This window comes from Acidimicrobiales bacterium (assembly GCA_035533595.1).
Taxonomy (GTDB): Bacteria; Actinomycetota; Acidimicrobiia; order Acidimicrobiales; family Bog-793; genus DATLTN01.
Genome location: DATLTN010000061.1, coordinates 13,756 through 30,017, shown reverse-complemented (window position 1 = coordinate 30,017; position 16,262 = coordinate 13,756). Strand labels below are relative to the sequence as shown.

The 16,262-nt window shown below is 74.3% G+C and carries 19 protein-coding genes; 14 read left to right on the top strand and 5 right to left on the bottom strand.

The window, feature by feature from the left end; translation table 11 throughout:
- Positions 1-298: 298 nt before the first annotated feature.
- From miaA to dapE, 6 genes are read left to right on the top strand one after another with little or no spacing between them, the layout of a single operon-like run.
- Positions 299-1,234 carry a tRNA (adenosine(37)-N6)-dimethylallyltransferase MiaA gene (gene miaA, locus VNF07_11555; protein ID HVB06870.1) on the top strand — a complete coding sequence of 312 codons (936 nt, stop codon included), beginning with the start codon at positions 299-301 and terminating at the stop codon, positions 1,232-1,234.
- Positions 1,235-1,245: 11 nt separating this feature from the next.
- Positions 1,246-2,046: a diaminopimelate epimerase gene (dapF, locus tag VNF07_11550; protein ID HVB06869.1), complete on the top strand. Its 801-nt coding sequence runs from the start codon at positions 1,246-1,248 to the stop codon at positions 2,044-2,046.
- Entirely contained in the window at positions 2,043-3,416 is a 1,374-nt protein-coding gene (gene hflX, locus VNF07_11545) for a GTPase HflX (GenBank protein HVB06868.1), read from the top strand. The genes dapF and hflX overlap by 4 nt, the downstream gene beginning before the upstream one ends.
- On the top strand, positions 3,413-4,570 hold the full coding sequence (locus tag VNF07_11540) for an aminotransferase class I/II-fold pyridoxal phosphate-dependent enzyme (protein HVB06867.1): 1,158 nt from the start codon (positions 3,413-3,415) through the stop codon (positions 4,568-4,570). The genes hflX and VNF07_11540 overlap by 4 nt, the downstream gene beginning before the upstream one ends.
- A 58-nt stretch (positions 4,571-4,628) precedes the next feature.
- Positions 4,629-5,456 carry a 2,3,4,5-tetrahydropyridine-2,6-dicarboxylate N-succinyltransferase gene (locus tag VNF07_11535; protein ID HVB06866.1) on the top strand — a complete coding sequence of 276 codons (828 nt, stop codon included), beginning with the start codon at positions 4,629-4,631 and terminating at the stop codon, positions 5,454-5,456.
- Between the two features lie 10 nt (positions 5,457-5,466).
- Entirely contained in the window at positions 5,467-6,534 is a 1,068-nt protein-coding gene (dapE, locus tag VNF07_11530; GenBank protein ID HVB06865.1) for a succinyl-diaminopimelate desuccinylase, read from the top strand.
- Positions 6,535-6,570: 36 nt separating this feature from the next.
- Here dapE and lexA read toward each other — a convergent pair whose 3' ends face one another.
- Entirely contained in the window at positions 6,571-7,209 is a 639-nt protein-coding gene (gene lexA / locus VNF07_11525) for a transcriptional repressor LexA (GenBank protein HVB06864.1), read from the bottom strand.
- Positions 7,210-7,356: 147 nt separating this feature from the next.
- Between lexA and VNF07_11520 the strand changes: the two genes are divergently transcribed.
- The 8 genes from VNF07_11520 (at position 7,357) to VNF07_11485 (ending at position 13,403) form a co-directional block, all read left to right on the top strand.
- Complete coding sequence (locus VNF07_11520; protein ID HVB06863.1) at positions 7,357-7,896, top strand: LysM domain-containing protein; 540 nt, start codon at positions 7,357-7,359, stop codon at positions 7,894-7,896.
- A 71-nt stretch (positions 7,897-7,967) separates the two neighbouring features.
- Entirely contained in the window at positions 7,968-8,444 is a 477-nt protein-coding gene (nrdR, locus tag VNF07_11515; GenBank protein ID HVB06862.1) for a transcriptional regulator NrdR, read from the top strand.
- 17 nt (positions 8,445-8,461) lie between these two features.
- Positions 8,462-9,175, top strand: a complete 714-nt coding sequence (locus VNF07_11510; protein HVB06861.1) for a PIG-L deacetylase family protein — start codon at positions 8,462-8,464, stop codon at positions 9,173-9,175.
- Positions 9,172-10,434 (top strand): DNA polymerase IV, encoded by a 1,263-nt coding sequence (locus VNF07_11505; GenBank protein HVB06860.1) that lies wholly within the window; start codon positions 9,172-9,174, stop codon positions 10,432-10,434. The genes VNF07_11510 and VNF07_11505 overlap by 4 nt, the downstream gene beginning before the upstream one ends.
- A gap of 116 nt (positions 10,435-10,550) precedes the next feature.
- Positions 10,551-10,907: a DUF3040 domain-containing protein gene (locus VNF07_11500; protein HVB06859.1), complete on the top strand. Its 357-nt coding sequence runs from the start codon at positions 10,551-10,553 to the stop codon at positions 10,905-10,907.
- Between the two features lie 377 nt (positions 10,908-11,284).
- Positions 11,285-11,803 carry an HNH endonuclease gene (locus VNF07_11495; GenBank protein ID HVB06858.1) on the top strand — a complete coding sequence of 173 codons (519 nt, stop codon included), beginning with the start codon at positions 11,285-11,287 and terminating at the stop codon, positions 11,801-11,803.
- 12 nt (positions 11,804-11,815) lie between these two features.
- Positions 11,816-12,484, top strand: coding sequence for a hypothetical protein (locus VNF07_11490; GenBank protein ID HVB06857.1), 669 nt, complete (start codon positions 11,816-11,818; stop codon positions 12,482-12,484).
- Positions 12,485-12,500: 16 nt separating this feature from the next.
- On the top strand, positions 12,501-13,403 hold the full coding sequence (locus VNF07_11485; protein ID HVB06856.1) for a PfkB family carbohydrate kinase: 903 nt from the start codon (positions 12,501-12,503) through the stop codon (positions 13,401-13,403).
- A 3-nt stretch (positions 13,404-13,406) separates the two neighbouring features.
- Here VNF07_11485 and rpiB read toward each other — a convergent pair whose 3' ends face one another.
- The 4 genes from rpiB to VNF07_11465 all read right to left on the bottom strand — a co-directional run bounded on the left by rpiB (position 13,407) and on the right by VNF07_11465 (position 16,244).
- Entirely contained in the window at positions 13,407-13,871 is a 465-nt protein-coding gene (rpiB, locus tag VNF07_11480) for a ribose 5-phosphate isomerase B (protein HVB06855.1), read from the bottom strand.
- 80 nt (positions 13,872-13,951) lie between these two features.
- Positions 13,952-15,022 carry an ATP-dependent DNA ligase gene (locus VNF07_11475; GenBank protein HVB06854.1) on the bottom strand — a complete coding sequence of 357 codons (1,071 nt, stop codon included), beginning with the start codon at positions 15,020-15,022 and terminating at the stop codon, positions 13,952-13,954.
- A gap of 240 nt (positions 15,023-15,262) precedes the next feature.
- Positions 15,263-15,739, bottom strand: coding sequence for a hypothetical protein (locus tag VNF07_11470; GenBank protein HVB06853.1), 477 nt, complete (start codon positions 15,737-15,739; stop codon positions 15,263-15,265).
- Positions 15,732-16,244 carry a hypothetical protein gene (locus tag VNF07_11465; GenBank protein ID HVB06852.1) on the bottom strand — a complete coding sequence of 171 codons (513 nt, stop codon included), beginning with the start codon at positions 16,242-16,244 and terminating at the stop codon, positions 15,732-15,734. Before VNF07_11465 ends, VNF07_11470 begins: the two co-directional genes overlap by 8 nt.
- Positions 16,245-16,262: the final 18 nt, after the last annotated feature.

Genomic DNA, 16,262 nt, shown 5'->3' with positions numbered 1-16,262 from the left:
GGCCTACACTGCGGGCGGCCCGGAGCGGGTCTGTGGTTGCAAGTCGATGCCAGTCGCAGGCGAAACGACCCACGTAAGGCAACCCGTGGTTGCTGAGCATGGTGCGGCTTAGAGGTAAGCCCCGCCCGTCCACGCGCCGATCCGCGGCACGGGACGGAGAAGGGGGGAAGCGCGCCACTTCCGGCGGTGCCGGGCCGGTCCGCCGGTCGCCACCACCGGGCGTGCCAGCTCCTCAGCGGGCGAGTGTGGGGTCAAAGACCAGGTCAGCCGCTCCGGGCCGACCTGCGCTGGCGCTGCGGTGAGCATCCCTTCGAGCTTCGCGATCGTCGGCCCGACGGCGAGCGGCAAGAGCGCCCTCGCGCAGCAGCTCGCCCTTGATCTCGGCTCGGTGGAGCTCGTCTCGGTCGACGCGATCGCGGTCTACCGCGGCCTCGACATCGGCAGCGACAAGCCGGACGCGGCGGCGCGCGCCGCGGTCGCGTGGCACCTCCTCGACGTCGCCGAGCTCGACGAGGAGTTCTCCGCGTCGGCCTTCGCTGCGTTGGCGCGCGCCGCGCGCTCCGAGATCGCCGGGCGCGCCGCGCGCGCCGGGCTGGTGGGGGGGAGCGGCCTGTACCAGCGGGCGCTCGTCGACGAGCTGGCGATGCCGCCCCGCTACCCCGAGGTCGCCGCCCTCCTCGAGGCCGAGGCCGACGCCTCCGGCCTCGCCCCCCTCTACGCCCGCCTGCAGGACCTCGACCCCCTCGCCGCCGGCCGCATCGAGGCCGGGAACCGCCGCCGCATCGTGCGCGCCCTCGAGGTCACCCTCGGCTCGGGGCGCCCCTTCAGTGCCGCCGGCCCCGGCCTCGAGCGCTACCCGCCGAGCCCGGTGCTGCAGATCGGCCTCGCCGTCGAGCGCCCCGAGCTCGATCGCCGCATCGAGGCGCGCCTCGACCGCCAGCTCGCCGCCGGCTTCCTCGAGGAGGTGCGGGAGCTGTCGGGCCGCCCCGGCGGCCTCTCGCGCACGGTCCGCCAGGCGCTCGGCTACCGCGAGCTGCTCGCCCACCTCGACACGGGGGGCGACCTCGCCTCGGTGCGTGCCGAGATCCTCAGGCGGACCCGGCGCTTCGCCCGCCGGCAGCAGTCCTGGTTCGGCCGCGACCCCCGCGTGCACTGGCTCGACGCCACCGCCCCCGACCTTCGCGAGCGGGCGCGCGCGCTGCTCGCGGAGGCCGGGGCCGGGGCCGGCACGTGAGAGACTCGGGCGTGGGCAGGATCGACCTCGACAAGTACGAGGCGCTCGGCAACGACTTCCTCGTGCTCGTCGACCACGAGGGGGGGCCGGCGCCCTCGGCGGCGCTCGCGAGCGCGCTCTGCGACCGCCGCCGCGGCATCGGTGCCGACGGCCTCATCCGCCTCACCGGCGGCCCCGCGGCCTTCGCGATGGAGCTGTGGAACGCGGACGGCAGCACCGCCGAGACGAGCGGCAACGGCCTGCGCTGCGCGGCGCTCGCCGCCTACCGCGAGAGCGGGAGCACGGCGCCGTTGATCACCACCGCCGCGGCCGCCTCCCACTGCACGGTGAAGCCCGAGGCGGGCGGGGGGCGGGCCGAGGTGCGCGTCGAGATGGGCGAGGTGCGCGTCGCGGAGGTGCCCTCGCCGCTCGCCTCGCGCCGCGCCTTCGCGGTCGACATCGGCAACCCCCACCTCGTCCTCGTCGGCGAGCGCGGGGACGTGACAATCGAGGGCGTCGGCCCCGGCCTGGAGCGCGCCGTCGAGGGCGGCCAGAACGTCGAGCTGGTGAGCGTGCTGGGGCGCGCCGCGCTCGACCTCGAGGTCTACGAGCGGGGGGCCGGGATCACCGAGGCCTGCGGTTCGGGCTCCGCGGCGGCTGCGGCCGCGACGCACGCCGTGGGCCTCACCGAGGCCGTGGTCGTGGTGCGTAACCCCGGCGGCGACCTCACCGTCGAGCTCTCCGGTTCGCCGCCGAGCGCGGCGCTGAGCGGGCCGGCGCGCCACGTCGCCGCGGTCGTTGTCGAGCTCGAGGAGGTCGGCGCCTTCTCGTGACGCTGATCGAGCGGAGCTTTCGGGAGCGCATCGTCCTCGTCGGGGTGGTCTCGTTCCCCCGCACCCTCTCCGAGGTGGAGGCGAGCCTCGACGAGCTTGCGCTGCTGATCGACACCGCGGGGGCCGACGAGGCCGAGCGGGTGCTGCAGGCGCGCGAGAGCCCCGACCCGGCGACCTACATCGGACGGGGCAAGGCCGAGGAGCTGCACCGCATCTGCGAGGAGGTCGACGCCGACACCGTTGTCTTCGACGACGAGCTGTCACCGGCCCAGCAGCGCAACCTCGAGCGCATCCTCGGCCGCACGGCGATCGACCGCTCGGCGGTGATCCTCGACATCTTCGCCCAGAACGCCCGTTCTGAGGAGGGCCGCGCCCAGGTCGAGCTGGCGCTCCTGCGCTACCGCCTGCCCCGCCTTCGCGGCCGCGGGCTCACCCTCTCCCAGCAGGCCGGGCGGATCGGCACCCGTGGCCCCGGCGAGACCCAGCTCGAGCAGGACCGCCGACGGATCACCCGCCGCATCGCGAAGCTCGAGGTGGAGCTCGCCGGCCTGGAGGCGACGCGCCGCACCCAGCGCCGGCAGCGCCGGCGCGGCGCGCACCGCAGCGTCTCGCTCGTCGGCTACACCAACGGTGGCAAGTCGACGCTCCTCAACACCCTCACCGACTCCGACGTGCTCGTCGAGAACCGCCTCTTCGCGACGCTCGACCCGCGTACCCGGCGCCTCGAGCTGCCCGGCGGCGAGACGATCGTCTGCACCGACACCGTCGGCTTCGTGAGCCGCCTCCCGCACCAGCTCGTGGAGGCCTTCCACTCGACCCTCGAGGTCGTCGCCGACTCCGACCTCCTCGTGCACGTCGTCGACGTCGCCGGCGCAGACCCCGAGGGGCACATGGAGGCGGTGCGCGGCGTCCTCGGGGAGATCGGCGCCGCCGACGTGCCGGAGCTGCTCGCCTTCAACAAGGCCGACCGCGACCCCGACAGCGCGAAGCGCCTGCTCGCCGCGCACGACGGCGCCGTCTCCTGCTCCGGCCTCACGGGGGAGGGGATCCCCGAGCTGCTCGACGTCGTCGCCGCGCAGCTGCGGGCGACCGACCGCGCCGTCGAGCTCGTCGTCCCCTACGCCCGCGGCGACGTGCTCGCCGCCCTGCACCGCTCGGGCGAGGTCCTCGAGCGCCGTGACGAGGACGGGCACACGGTGGTGCGCGTCCGCCTCGACGACGCCTCGCGGCGCCGCTTCGCCGAGTTCCTGCCGCCGAGCCCCCAGCCGCCGAGCGCCCAGCCGCCGGGCCCCCCGCGGCGCGGGGCGCAGGCGCCGTCCGCGCGGGACAGACAGGCGCCGTCCGAGCGAGAGAAAGAGGTCGTGAAGTGAGCGAGGCACCGTCGGGCTTCATCCCGCCGACCTACCCCTACGACCGGCTGGCGCCGATCGAGGCGATCTGCGAGGCGCTCCCCGGGGGGATGGTCGACCTCTCGGTCGGGACCCCCGGCGACCCGCCGCCGCCGCAGGTCGTCGAGGCGCTCGGCACCTCCGGCGCGGAGCGCGGCTACCCGCCCTCGCTCGGCAGCCCCCGCCTCCTCGAGGCGGCGCGGGCCTACGTCGGCCGCCGCTTCGACGTCGAGCTCGAGCGTCGCCACGTCGCGATCTGCATCGGCACCAAGGAGTTCGTGGCCGGCATCCCGCAGTGGCTGAAGCTGCGCGACCCCTCCCGCGACACCGTGCTCTACCCGGGGATCGCCTACCCGACCTACGAGATGGGGGCGCTCCTCGCCGGCTGCCGGGCGGTCGCCGTCGCGGCCCGCGCCGACGGCTCGCTCGACCTCGACTCGGTGAGCGAGGCGGACGCGGCGCGCGCGCTCTGCCTCTGGCTGAACAGCCCCTCCAACCCGACCGGGGCGCTCGACGACCTCGGCGCCGCCGCGGCCTGGGGGCGGGCGCGGGGCGTGCCCGTGCTCTCTGACGAGTGCTACGCCGAGTACACCTGGGAGGGCAGGCCGCGCACGATCCTCGAGCACGGCACCGAGGGGCTGCTCGCGGTGCACTCGATCTCCAAGCGCTCGAACTGCGCCGGGCTGCGCGTCGGCTTCTACGCCGGCGACCCCGAGCTCGTGCATTACCTCGTCGAGGTCCGTCGGCACGCCGGCTTCATGGTCCCCGGGCCGATCCAGCTCGCCGGCGCGCTCGCCCTCGAGGACGACGCGCACGTCGCCGAGCAGCGCGCCCGCTACCTCACCCGCCTCGAGCGGGTCGTCGAGATGCTCTCGGGCGTCGGGGTGAAGGCGAGCATCGCGGGGGGCTCGTTCTACCTCTGGGTGCCCGCCCCCGACGACGAGCGCTCGTCGGAGCGCGAGGAGGGGGAGGGGCCGGAGTGGGGCTTCACCCGCTGGCTCGCGCGCACGGCGGGGATGCTCGTCAGCCCCGGCGACTTCTACGGCCCCGCCGGGCGGGGCTACGTGCGCATCGCCGTGGTCCAGCCCGACGAGCGCATCGAGCTCGCCGCCGAGCGCCTCGCCGCCGCCGGCTGAGCGGCCCGGGGGGACGGCGGGCGGCCTTGTAGTCTGCTCGGCCGAGAAGGAGGCGCACGTGGCAACCCTCGAAGGCTCGATCCATGAACTCTTCGCGCGCATCGGCGAAGTGACCCCCCGCGACGCCGAGCAGGTCGCGCTCATCGAGGAGGCCATCGGCCTCCTCGACAGCGGCGAGGCGCGCGTCGCCGAGGTCGACCCGGCGAGCGACGAGGTCGTCGTCCACGAATGGCTGAAGGAGGCGATCCTCCTCTACTTCCGGGTGCGCGAGATGGAGACCACCGACCTCGGCCCCTTCGAGTTCCACGACCGCATCCCCTTGAAGCACGGCTACGAGAAGCTCGGGGTGCGGGTCGTCCCCGGCGCCTCTGCCCGCTACGGCTCGTACCTCGCGCCGGGCGTCGTGCTGATGCCGAGCTACACCAACATCGGGGCGCGCGTCGGTGAGAAGACGATGGTCGACACCTGGGCGACGGTCGGCTCCTGCGCGCAGATCGGCGCCAACGTCCACCTCTCGGGCGGGGTGGGGATCGGCGGCGTCCTCGAGCCGCCGAACGCGACCCCCGTCGTCATCGAGGACGACGCCCTCGTCGGCAGCCGCTGCATGATCACCCAGGGCGCGCGCGTCGGGCGGGGCGCGGTGATCGGCGAGGGGACGATCCTCAACCCCTCGATCCCGGTGATCGACGGCGAGAGCGGCGAGGAGCTCTCCCGCGGCGTGGTGCCCCCCTGGAGCGTGGCCGTCGGCGCCTACCGCCGCCGCGAGCTGCCCGGCGGGGAGTACTTCCTCCCGTGCGTCCTCGTCCTCCGCCGCCTCGCCGAGGGCGAGCGCCACGACAAGGCGCAGCTGAACGAGGTCCTGCGGGCGCACGGCGTTTCCACCTGAGGCGGGGGAGATGCACGAGGACCTCCTCCTCGAGACCGCGCGCCTCGTCGACGTCCCCTCGGTGAGCCGCGACGAGGCGGCGATGGCCGATCTCGTCGAGGAGGAGCTGCGCGCGCTCCCCGGCCTCGAGGTGGTGCGCGTCGGCAACAACGTCGTCGCCCGCACCGCCCTCGGCCTCGCGGGGCGGGTGGTGCTCGCCGGCCACCTCGACACCGTCCCGCCGGCCGGCAACGAGCGCTCGCGCGTCGAGGGCGACGTCTGCCACGGCCTCGGCAGCGCCGACATGAAGGGCGGCCTCGCGGTGCTGCTCGCCCTCGCGTGGGGGATCGAGGCCCCGCGGCGCGACCTCACCTTCGTCTTCTACGCCTGCGAGGAGATCGCCCGCTCCTATTCCGGCCTGCGCGAGCTCGCCGCCGCCGACCCCGGCCTCCTCGCCGGCGACGCGGCGATCCTCCTCGAACCGACGAACGCCTGCATCGAGGCGGGCTGCCAGGGCATGGTGCGGTTCGAGGTCGTCCTCGGCGGCCGCCGCGCCCACTCGGCGCGCCCCTGGGCGGGGGTGAACGCCGTGCACCGCCTGGCACCGGTCCTCGAGGCGGTCGCCTCCTTCGAGGAACGGCGGCCGGTGATCGACGGCTGTGAGTACCGCGAGAGCCTGCAGGCCGTGGACGTGCGGGCGGGCGTCGCCGGCAACGTCGTCCCCGACGAGGCGCGCCTCGTCCTCAGCCACCGCTTCGCCCCCGACCGCGACGAGAACCAGGCCGCCGAGGCGATCGGGATACTGCTCGCGCCGGCCCTCGACTCCTCGCTCGGCGACCGCCTCGAGGTCCTCGACTCGGCGCCGGCGGCGGCACCGAGCCTCGGCCACCCGGTCCTCGCCGAGCTCGTCGCGGCGAGCGGTCAGCCTCCAGCGGCGAAGATCGCCTGGACCGACGTGGCCTTCTTCTCCGAGCTCGGGGTGCCCGCCGCGAACTTCGGCCCCGGTGACCCGCTGCTCGCGCACCATCCCGACGAGCAGGTCACCCGCCAGGACCTCGAGGAGGTGCGCCGGGCGCTCGCCGGGGTGCTCTACGGCTGAGGAGGCAGGCGCCGTTGCCCGAGCGGCGCCGTGGCGTCAGTGGCCGACGCGCCGCATCACGGTGACGACCTTGCCGTAGACCTGGACCTCGTCGGGGGAGAAGCGCATCGGCTGGTAGGCGGCGTTCGCCGGCTCGAGCACGACCTCGCGCCCCTCGTGGCGGAGGGTCTTCACCGTCGCCTCGCCGTCGCCGATGCCGGCCACGACCACCTCGCCGTCCTCCGCGGCCTGTTGGCGTCGGACGACGACGTAGTCGCCCTCCAGGATCGCGAGGTCGATCATCGAGTCGCCGCGCACCCGCAGCATGAACAGCTCGCCCAGCCCGGTGAGGTCCTCGGGGAGGGGGAGGACGTCCTCCACGTTCTCCTCGGCGAGGACACCGACGCCGGCGGCGACGTCGCCGACGAGTGGGACGTGCACGACCGGCCGCGCCGCCATCGCCGCGCCGGAGCTCGGCTCGAACGAGACGGCGATCGCCCGCGGCTTGGTGGGGTCGCGGCGCAGGAAGCCCTCGCGCTGGAGCACCTGCAGATGGCTGTGCACGGTGGAGGACGAGGTGAGCCCCACCGCCTCGCCGATCTCGCGCACCGACGGCGGGTAGCCGCGCTCGCGGATCTCCTCGGCGATGAACTCGAGGATCTGGCGACGCTTGCCGCTGAGCGTCTGTTGGGCCATCGGATCTCCTTGTCAGGGGCGGGTGTCACACCCGTTCGCGAACATCTGTTCGTGGGAACACCCGTTCGACAGAGTTTGACACCGAACAGGTGTTCGTGCAACGATTCTCCCAGAAATCGAACATACGTACGACGAAAGGAAGAGGCGATGGCGGCGCTGCCCACGACGTTCCCCGGCACCCGGCGACACCCCTCGGCGCGGCCGGCGCTCCGCCTGGTGACGGGCGGCGAGCCCAGCACCCGCCGCTCCGCCTCTCCCGTCGCGTACGCGCCGATCGGACGCGAGGCGGCGCCACGCCCGCGACCCGTGGCGCAGGGCTCGGGCCGGGCGGCCACCTCTCTCCACCCCGCCCGGTCCGAGCACTCGTCACCGACCCGCGCCCTGTCGAGCGCCCCGGCGCGCCACCGCAGGCACGGCCTGCTCCCCGCCTGCGCGACCTTCGCCCTCCTCCTCGCCACCTGGTTCGGCGCCGGCGCGCTGCGCGGCGGCGCCCCCGTCCCCGCCCACCTCGCAGGCTCGACGGTGAGCGGGAGGGCGGTCGTCTACGTCGTCCGCCCGGGCGACACCCTCTGGTCGATCGCCACCCGCCTCGAGCCGGACGCGGACCCGCGGCCCCTCGTCAACGCTCTTCAGGCAGAGACGTCCGACGGCACGCTCGTCGTCGGGGAGACGCTGCACCTTCCCTGAGTGGGAGAGGGCCCCCCGCCCCCCGCACCGCCTCTCCGGCGCCCCCGGACGCGCCCATTAGCCTCGGCGCGATGCGGTGTCCCTCCTGTGGCGGCGACGAGGACCGCGTCGTCGACTCGCGCGAGGTGGAGCACGGTGCCGCGATCCGCCGTCGCCGGGAGTGCCGTCGCTGCGGCTACCGCTTCACCACCTTCGAGCGCCTCTCGGCGAGCCTGTTGTTCGTGAAGAAGCGCTCCGGGGAGCGCGAGCCCTTCGACCGGGAGAAGGTCGCGGCGGGCGTCCGTTCGGCGTGCAAGAACCGGCCGGTGACACCCGGGGCGATCGAGCGACTCGCCGCCGCGGTCGAACAGCAGCTGCGCACCGCCGGGCCGGAGGTCTCGAGCCAACAGGTCGGCGTGGCCGTCCTCGACCACCTGCGAGAGCTCGACGACGTCGCCTACCTGCGCTTCGCCAGCGTCTACAAGGGCTTCGAGGAGGCCGGGGACTTCGCGCGCGAGGCGGGGCTGCTCACCAAGCAGACCGCGCCGAAGCAGCACGAGCTGGCCTGAGCGGGGCCGCGAACCCGGTGGCGGCCGAGCTGCTCTCCGCGGTGCCCACGAGCGCGCTCGCGATCTACGCGCACCCCGACGACGCCGACGTCTCCTGCGGGGGGACGCTCGCGGCCTGGGCGCAGGCGGGCGCGCCCGTGCACCTCGTGATCTGCACCTCGGGGGACAAGGGGAGCTCGGAGCCGGCCGCCGATCCGGGAGCGCTCGTCGCCCGCCGCCACCTCGAGGTGGCCGCGGCCGCGGAGGTGCTCGGCCTCGCCGGGGTGGAAGAGCTCGGCTACCCCGACGGGGAGGTCGAGAACGACCGTGAGCTGCGGGCGCGCCTCGTCGGCCTGATCCGCCGCCTGCGCCCCGAGGTCGTCGTCTGCCCCGACCCGCTCGCGCTGTTCTTCGGCGAGCACTACTACAACCACCGCGACCACCGGGTGGTCGGCGCGGCGGCCCTCGACGCCGCCTGCCCGGCGGCCGGCTCCCCCCTCTACTTCCCCGAGCAGGGGAGCGCCTTCTCGCCCGCCTTCGCCTATCTCTCCGGCTCGCTCGAGCCGGGGGTCTACGTCGACATCGGCGCGACCGTCGGGAAGAAGGCGGAGGCGATCCTCTGCCACGCGAGCCAGCTCGGCGAGACCGGCGAGTGGTTCCGCGAGGTCGTGAGCGACCGTGCCGAGCAGGCCGGGCGGGCCGCCGGCGTCCCCTACGCCGAGGCCTTCCGCCGCATCCGGATCGCGTCGTGAGCGCGGCCGGGCCCGCGCGCCGCGCCGACATCCTGCACCTCGACATGGACTGCTTCTTCGCCGCGGTGGAGGTGCTCGACGACCCGGCGCTCGCCGGCAGGCCGGTCATCGTCGGCGGCGTCGGGAACCGCGGCGTCGTCTCCTCCGCGTCCTACGAGGCGCGCGGCTTCGGGGTGCACTCGGCGATGCCGACCGCCGAGGCGCGGCGGCTCTGCCCGACCGCGCACTTCCTCTCGCCCCGCCACGACCGCTACGGCGAGGTCTCCGCGCAGCTGCTCGAGCTCCTCCACGAGGTGACCCCGGTCGTCGAGCCGATCTCGGTGGACGAGGCCTTCCTCGACATCTCCGGGGCGCACCGCATCGCCGGGCCGAGCCACGAGATCGCCGACGCGCTGCGCCGCACCGTGCGCGAGCAGCTCGGCCTCGACTGCGCCGTCGGCGGAGGGAGCAGCAAGCTCGTCGCCAAGCTCGCCTCCAAGGCGGCCAAGCCGGAGATCGCCCCCGAGGGGCCGCGCCCGGGCCTCGGGGTGCTGATCGTCGACCCCGCCGAGGAGCTCGCCTTCATCCACGGCCACGCCGTGCGGGCGATCCCGGGGATCGGCCCGCGCACCGCCGAGAAGCTCGCCCGCCTCGGCATCCGCGGCGTGGGCGAGCTCGCCGCCCTCCCCGTCGAGCGCCTAGTTTCGCTGTTCGGCAAGCGCCAGGGCGCGGCGCTCGCCGCGCTCGCGAACGGGATCGACGAGCGGCCCGTCGAGCCGAACCGGGGGCTGCGCTCGATCGGCCACGAGGAGACCTTCGACCGCGACGTGACGACCCTCGTCGCGCTCGAGGGCCACGCCCGCCGGCAGTCCGAGTCGGTGGCCGCCCGCTGCAGGCGGGCCGAGCTCTTCGGCCGCACCGTGCAGGTGAAGCTCAAGTTCGCCGACTTCACGACCATCACCCGCTCACGCACCGCCGGCCACCGGGTGACGAGCGCCGCGGAGATCGCGGAGATCGCCGTCGAGCTGCTCGGGAAGCTCGAGTGGACCCAGGGCGTCCGCCTGCTCGGCGTCTCCGTGGCGAACCTCGAGAGCGGTGAGGAGGCCCGCCAGCTCGCCCTCTTCGCCGAGGACGGCGCCCCCGCCATGGGGCACGATCAGCGCAAGGCGATCGAGTCCGTCACCGACTCGATCCGCGAGCGGTTCGGGAGCGACGCCATCTCCGCGGCCTCGACCCTCGCAGACGGGGCGCGGGGACTGGAGGGGCGGCACCGCGGGTAACCTTTGAGTGCCGGGAGGCGTTGTCGCCGAGAGCGGGCTGCGCGAAAATCCCGGCGGGCCGGGTCGCCGCGGCAGGCGCCGGGCCCGAGCGACCGATGCCGGGAAGGGGAGACGAGGTGCCACTTTCCGAGGACGAACAGCGCATCCTCCACGAGATGGAGCAGAAGCTCTACGAGCACGACCGCGGCTTCGCGGAGCGGGTCCGCTCCTCACACGGCCTGCACCGGCCGATGCGCTGGTCGGTCGGCATCTTCGTCGCCGGGCTGGCGATCGTCCTGCTCTCCTTCAGCTCCTCGCTGCTGCTCGCCACCTTCGGCTTTTTGATCATGGTCTTCGCCGCCCTGCTCTTCGAGCGGGGCGCACGCCACGCCTTCGGCGGGGGCGACGACGGCCTCCGCTCCGGCCGCTCCCTCGGCGGCGACATCTCGACGATGGGCCGCCGCCTCCGCTCCCGCTTCTTCCAGCAGCACTGAGCAGCGAGCACCCGGTCGCCCGCCCCGGCGCCCTCGCGGGCGCCCTCCCCGCGGTCCTCCTCCGCCCACGCCTGTGGAGGAGCGCGCTCGCGGTCGCGGTCGGCCTCGTGCCCCGCCGCTGGTGGCGTCGTCCGCCGCACCTTCCCGTTCCCTCGGCGCGCTGGCTCGCCTTTCGGATGGAGACCGCCTACGGCAAGGCTGCGCCGCCGCCGGGCCCCGCCGATGTGGTCGGCTACCTCACCTTCGTGCGCGAGCAGCGGCTGCTGCGCCGCGGCCGGTGAGCCCGCCCGCCGCGGCGAGCCCCGGCGCGCGCGGGAGCGCGCGCTACTCTCGGCCGTGATGGCGCACAGACAGGCCCGAAGGGTCAGGTAGCCCCGGTGATCGGCCGTTCTCTCGTCCTCAACGCGACGTTCGAGCCGATCTGTGTGGTCACGTCCCGCCGCGCCCTCTGCCTGGTGCTGAACGCCAAGGCCGAGCTGGTGCACGACAGCGGCGAGGTCTTCCGCTCCGCCCGCTCGAGCTTCCCCGAGCCCTCCGTCGTCCGCCTCTCGCAGTACGTGAAAGTGCCGCGCCAGACCCGCGTCGCGATCACCCGCCGCTCGGTCTTCGCCCGCGACGGCCACCGCTGCCAGTACTGCGGGGCGCAGGCCGAGAACATCGACCACGTGCTGCCGCGCAGCCGCGGCGGCACCCACACCTGGGAGAACGTCGTCGCCGCCTGCCGCCGCTGCAACGCGGCCAAGGAGGACCAACTCCTCGAGGACTCCGGCTTCACCCTGCGCCACCTGCCACGCGCGCCCCGCTCGGGGGTGTGGCTCCTCGCCGCGAGCGGCGAGATCCGCTCGGAGTGGGAGCCCTACGTGGCCCCCGCGCTCGAGCACGCCGTCGGCCTCTAGCCACCGGTGCTGGTGGTGCGGCGGGAGGCGCCCGTCGGAGAGCTCGTCGTCACCCCTCCTGACTTCCCCGCCCCGACGATGGTCGTCGCGCGGCCGAGCGACGGGGCCGTCGTCCTCGGCAGCACCCAGCCCGAGGCGGACTTCGACGCCGCGGCCGTGGCCGCCACGGGGCGCTCACTCGTGCGGCGGCGCAGCGGCGGGGGAGCGGTCTTCGTCGGCCCCGGCCGCCAGCTGTGGGTGGACTTCTTCGTCCCCGCGGCCGACCCCCTGTTCGACCGTGACGTCGGCCGCGCCGCGGCGCCGCTCGGGGAGGCCTGGCGCGCCGCGCTCGCCGACTGCGGCCTCGACCCGGCGCTGCTCGCGGTGCACCGCGGCGGCCTCGTCGCCGCCCCCTACTCCCGCCAGCTCTGCTTCCTCGGCCTCGGCCCCGGTGAGGTCACCTTCGGGAGGCGCAAGGTGGTCGGCCTCTCCCAGCGGCGCAACCGCGCCGGTGCCTGGTTCTTCACGATGGCGCCGCTCGTGAGCGCCCCCACCGAGGAGGCGGCCCTGCTCGCCCTCGATCCCGACGAGCGGACGCGCGCCGCGGCGGCCCTCGCCAGCGGGGTGGTGGCCCCGGCGCTCGACCCGGAGGCGCTCGAGGCGGCCCTCCGGCGCCACCTCGAGCGCCTCGGCGGCCGCTGAGCGACCGGAGCGGGCGGTGATCGCGAGCTGCGGGGAGGCCGTCCTCGACCTGCTCCCCTCTGGCGCTCGGGCGCTCGGCGGCTCGCCCTTCAACGTCGCCCTCGGCGTCGCCCGCCTCGGTGGGGAGAGCGCCTTCCTCGGTGCCCTCCCCGAAGGCGAGCAGGCGGCGCCCTTCCTCGAGGCGCTCGTCTCGGCCGGCGTCTCGCTCGCCCACCTGCAGCGGGTGCCGTGGCCGCTCCTCACCGCCGAGGTGCGGGTGCACGACGGGGTGACCGACTACCGCTTCAGCCCCGACGACTCTGCCGACCGCCACCTCGCCCCGAGCGGCCTCGCGGGTGTGGCGGCGCTGCACGTCGGCTCGCTCGTCCTCGCCCGCAGCCCGGCGGCGGAGGCGGTCGCCCGCGCCGCGACGGCGTTTCCGGGCTTCCTCTCGCTCGACCCGAACGCCCGCCCGTTCGCGATCGGCGACCTCCCCGCCTGGCGGTCCCGCCTTCGGCGGGTGGCGGCGCGTGCGGACCTCGTGAAACTGAGCGGGGAGGACGCGGCGGCCCTCGCGCCCGGCGAGGCCCCCGCCGCGCTCGCCGCGGCGCTGCTCGCAAGCGGCTGCGGCGCGGTCGTCCTCACCGACGGGGCGCGTGGCGCCCGCCTGCACCTGCGCTCCGGCGACCTCGCGGTCCCCGCCTACCCGGCGGCGCCCGGCGGCGATGCCGTCGGGGCCGGTGACAGCTTCATGGCCGGCCTGCTCGTCGCCCTCGGCGACGCCGGGCTGCTCCTCGCCGGCTCGCTCGGTGGACTCGCCCCCGGCGAGCTCGCCGGGGCGCTGCGCTTCGCCGCCGCGGCGGCCTCGCTCACCTGCGCTGCCCGCGGCGCGGCGGCACCGGGGCGCGCCGCCGTCGAGGAGCGCCTGGGGCGCGCCTGAGCGCTACTCGATCGTCCCGCCCGCCTCGAAGATCTCGATCTCCTCGAGCTCGGCGATGCGGTTCGCGTGGCGGCCGCCGTCGAAGCTGGTGGCGAGGAAGACGTCGAGGATCGCGCAGGCGAGCTCGGGGGCGAGGAGGCGGGCACCGAGCGAGAGGACGTTGGCGTCGTTGTGCCGGCGCGCGAAGCGCGCCGTGTACTCGTCGTGGCAGAGGGCGGCGCGGATCCCGTGCACCTTGTTGGCGGCGATCGCCTCGCCCTGGCCGCTCCCGCCCATCACGACCGCGAAGTCCGCGTTGCCGCGCGCCACGTGGCGCGCCGCGTCGGCGCAGATCGGCGGGTAGTCGACGGGCTCCTCGGTGTGGGTGCCGATGTCCTCGACCTGGTGGCTGGTGGTCGCCGCGAGGTGCTCGGCGATGGCAGCCTTCAGGTGCACGCCCGCGTGGTCAGAGGCCAGCACGATCCTCATAGGTTGCCCCTCTCTTGCGGCTCGACGGCGCCGGTGCCGACGGCTTCATACTGCCCGCTCCGCGGCGGTGCGCGGGCCGCTCAGCCGCCCGCGGTGACGGTGCGCGCCGCGAGGTCGGCGAGCTCAGCGGGGACCGGGGAGTCGAGCTGCGCGTAGGTGCAGCTGTCCGGGGTGCGGTCGCCCCGGAAGCGGCGGAAGGTGGTGGCGTGGCGGAAGCGGTCGCCCTGCAGGTGGTCGTAGGCGACCTCGACGACGAGCTCGAGGCGCAGCGGCGTCCAGGAGAGGTCCTTGTGCGCCGTCCAGCGCGAGCCGGCGTCGGGGCGCCGCTCGGCCTCCTCGAAGAACCACGGGTGCTCGTCGCCGACCCCCTGGCGCAGCGGCTGCAGCTCGCCGAAGAGCTCGACGCGGCGTGCCCTGGTGAACGACGAGGTCACGCCGACGTGGTGGAGGACGCCCTCGTCGTCGTAGAGGCCGAGGAGGAGGGAGCCGATCGCGTCCTCGGTGCCCTTGAGGACGCGGTAGCCGCCGACGACGCAGTCGGCGGTGCGCTCGTGCTTCACCTTGGTCATCACCCGCTCGCCCTCGCAGTAGGGGAGGGCGGGGTCCTTCGCGACCACGCCGTCGAGGCCGGCGCCCTCGAAGCGGTTGAACCACTCGAGGGCCTGCGCGACGTCGGTCGTCGCCGGCGTGAGCTGCAGCTGGCCGCGCCGCTCGCCGATCAGCTCCTCGAGGAGGGCCCGTCGGCGCGAGAAGGGCGCCGGCCGCAGGTCCTCGTCACCGAGCGCGAGGAGGTCAAAGGCGATGAAGGTCGCCGGCGTCTCGGCGGCGAGGCGGGCGATGCGGCTCGCGGCGGGATGGATGCGCTGCAGCAGCGCGTCGAAGTCGAGGCCGGAGGGCGAGACGATCACGATCTCGCCGTCGAGGACGCAGCGCTCGGGGAGGCCATCGAGGAGGGGGGTGGTGAGCTCGGGGAAGTAGCGGGTGAGGGGGCGCTCGTTGCGGCTCGCGAGCTCGAGCTCCTCCCCGTCACGAAAGACGATCGAGCGGAAGCCGTCCCACTTCGGCTCGTAGACGAGGCCGTCGCGCTCGGGGAGGCTGCGGGCGGCCTTGGCGAGCATCGGCGAGACCGGTGGTTGCACGGGGAGGGCCACGGGAGCCGAGGGTACGCGATGGCGCGCGGGGGCACCGAAAGTTCGGCGATGTGTCCGTTGGCGAACCCATTTCCACCGAAGTAGGGGCTGACCTGCCCCGTTAGTCGCCACGGCGCTCCAAATGGAGTGAGGCACGCTTTCGGCATAATGCGGCAGCAATCGAGCGTATTCGGCGATGGCCACTGAGGTTTGTGGACCTTGAAATGTCATGCCTGGCCGGGGCGATCCCAGAACCGGTGCTCAGGCAGGTCCCGCCACCCGCAAGAGGAGTGCCTGGATGCGGGTCTCGCGCTCGGCGGCTGCCTCTGGGGTGAGGTTGCGAAGGATGGCCTCCATCGCCCGCCCGCCGCGTCCGAGGTGCTGGCGAAGGAACGTGCCCAAGTCCCCGACGATGGGGTCATCCGGCAGGTCGGACGGTTGCACGTTCTCGGCGGCGGCCACCTCGAGGCACCGCCACAGGTCAGTGCAGTCGCGGTCCTCGTCCCGCACCTTTCGCGCCCCGGACTTCAAGAGCAGCATGCCGACGGCGTCGGGAAGTAGCACCTCGCTGTCGATCGTCTGTCCAGCTGTCAGAACGAAGTGCAGCGGCAGACGGACCGGGGGGCGGGCGAGCGCTTTGGCCAGACCCGGCACCTCGGTGGTGTTGACGTTTCCCACTTGCTTGTCTCTGCGAGCACGCGAGGTGTAGGCCGGGATGAGCAGGTCGGTTTCAGCCATCCTCGAGTCGTCGCCCGCTACGAGCGGACGCGCCATGTGAGCCCGACGTCTTCTCGTAGTGCATCCCTTCGAGCTCTTCGACGAGCCGTCCCGAGCGAAGCACGTGCGGAGGGATGCCGAGATCGGCGTCGCGCGTCTCGCGTAGCGGGATGTCGAGGCCAAGCCGCTGGACGTGGAGCATGACGGCGATGCCGCCAAGGAAGCGGTAGTCGTCCCCGACGCCGGCACGCCGCGCCGCCAAGGCGACGTCGGCCATCGCCACGAACCTACCGTCGTCCGCCGCAGAGGGACTGGTCAGGTTCAGTCGCGCATCCTCGTCGCCAGGCAGTGGCGGGAGTTGTTCACCGAGCAGCACCTGGCCGGTCGGCGGCGAGGAGAACGAGGCTGAAACAGCTGGAACGACGCAAAGGTGGCCCGCTTCACAGAACCCCGAGTGGATGTCAACCTCCTGGCGGCACGGGGTTCCGTCCACCGTCTCGGTCGACATGCACGTTCGCGTCGTCATCGGCCAGCCACCTCCTGT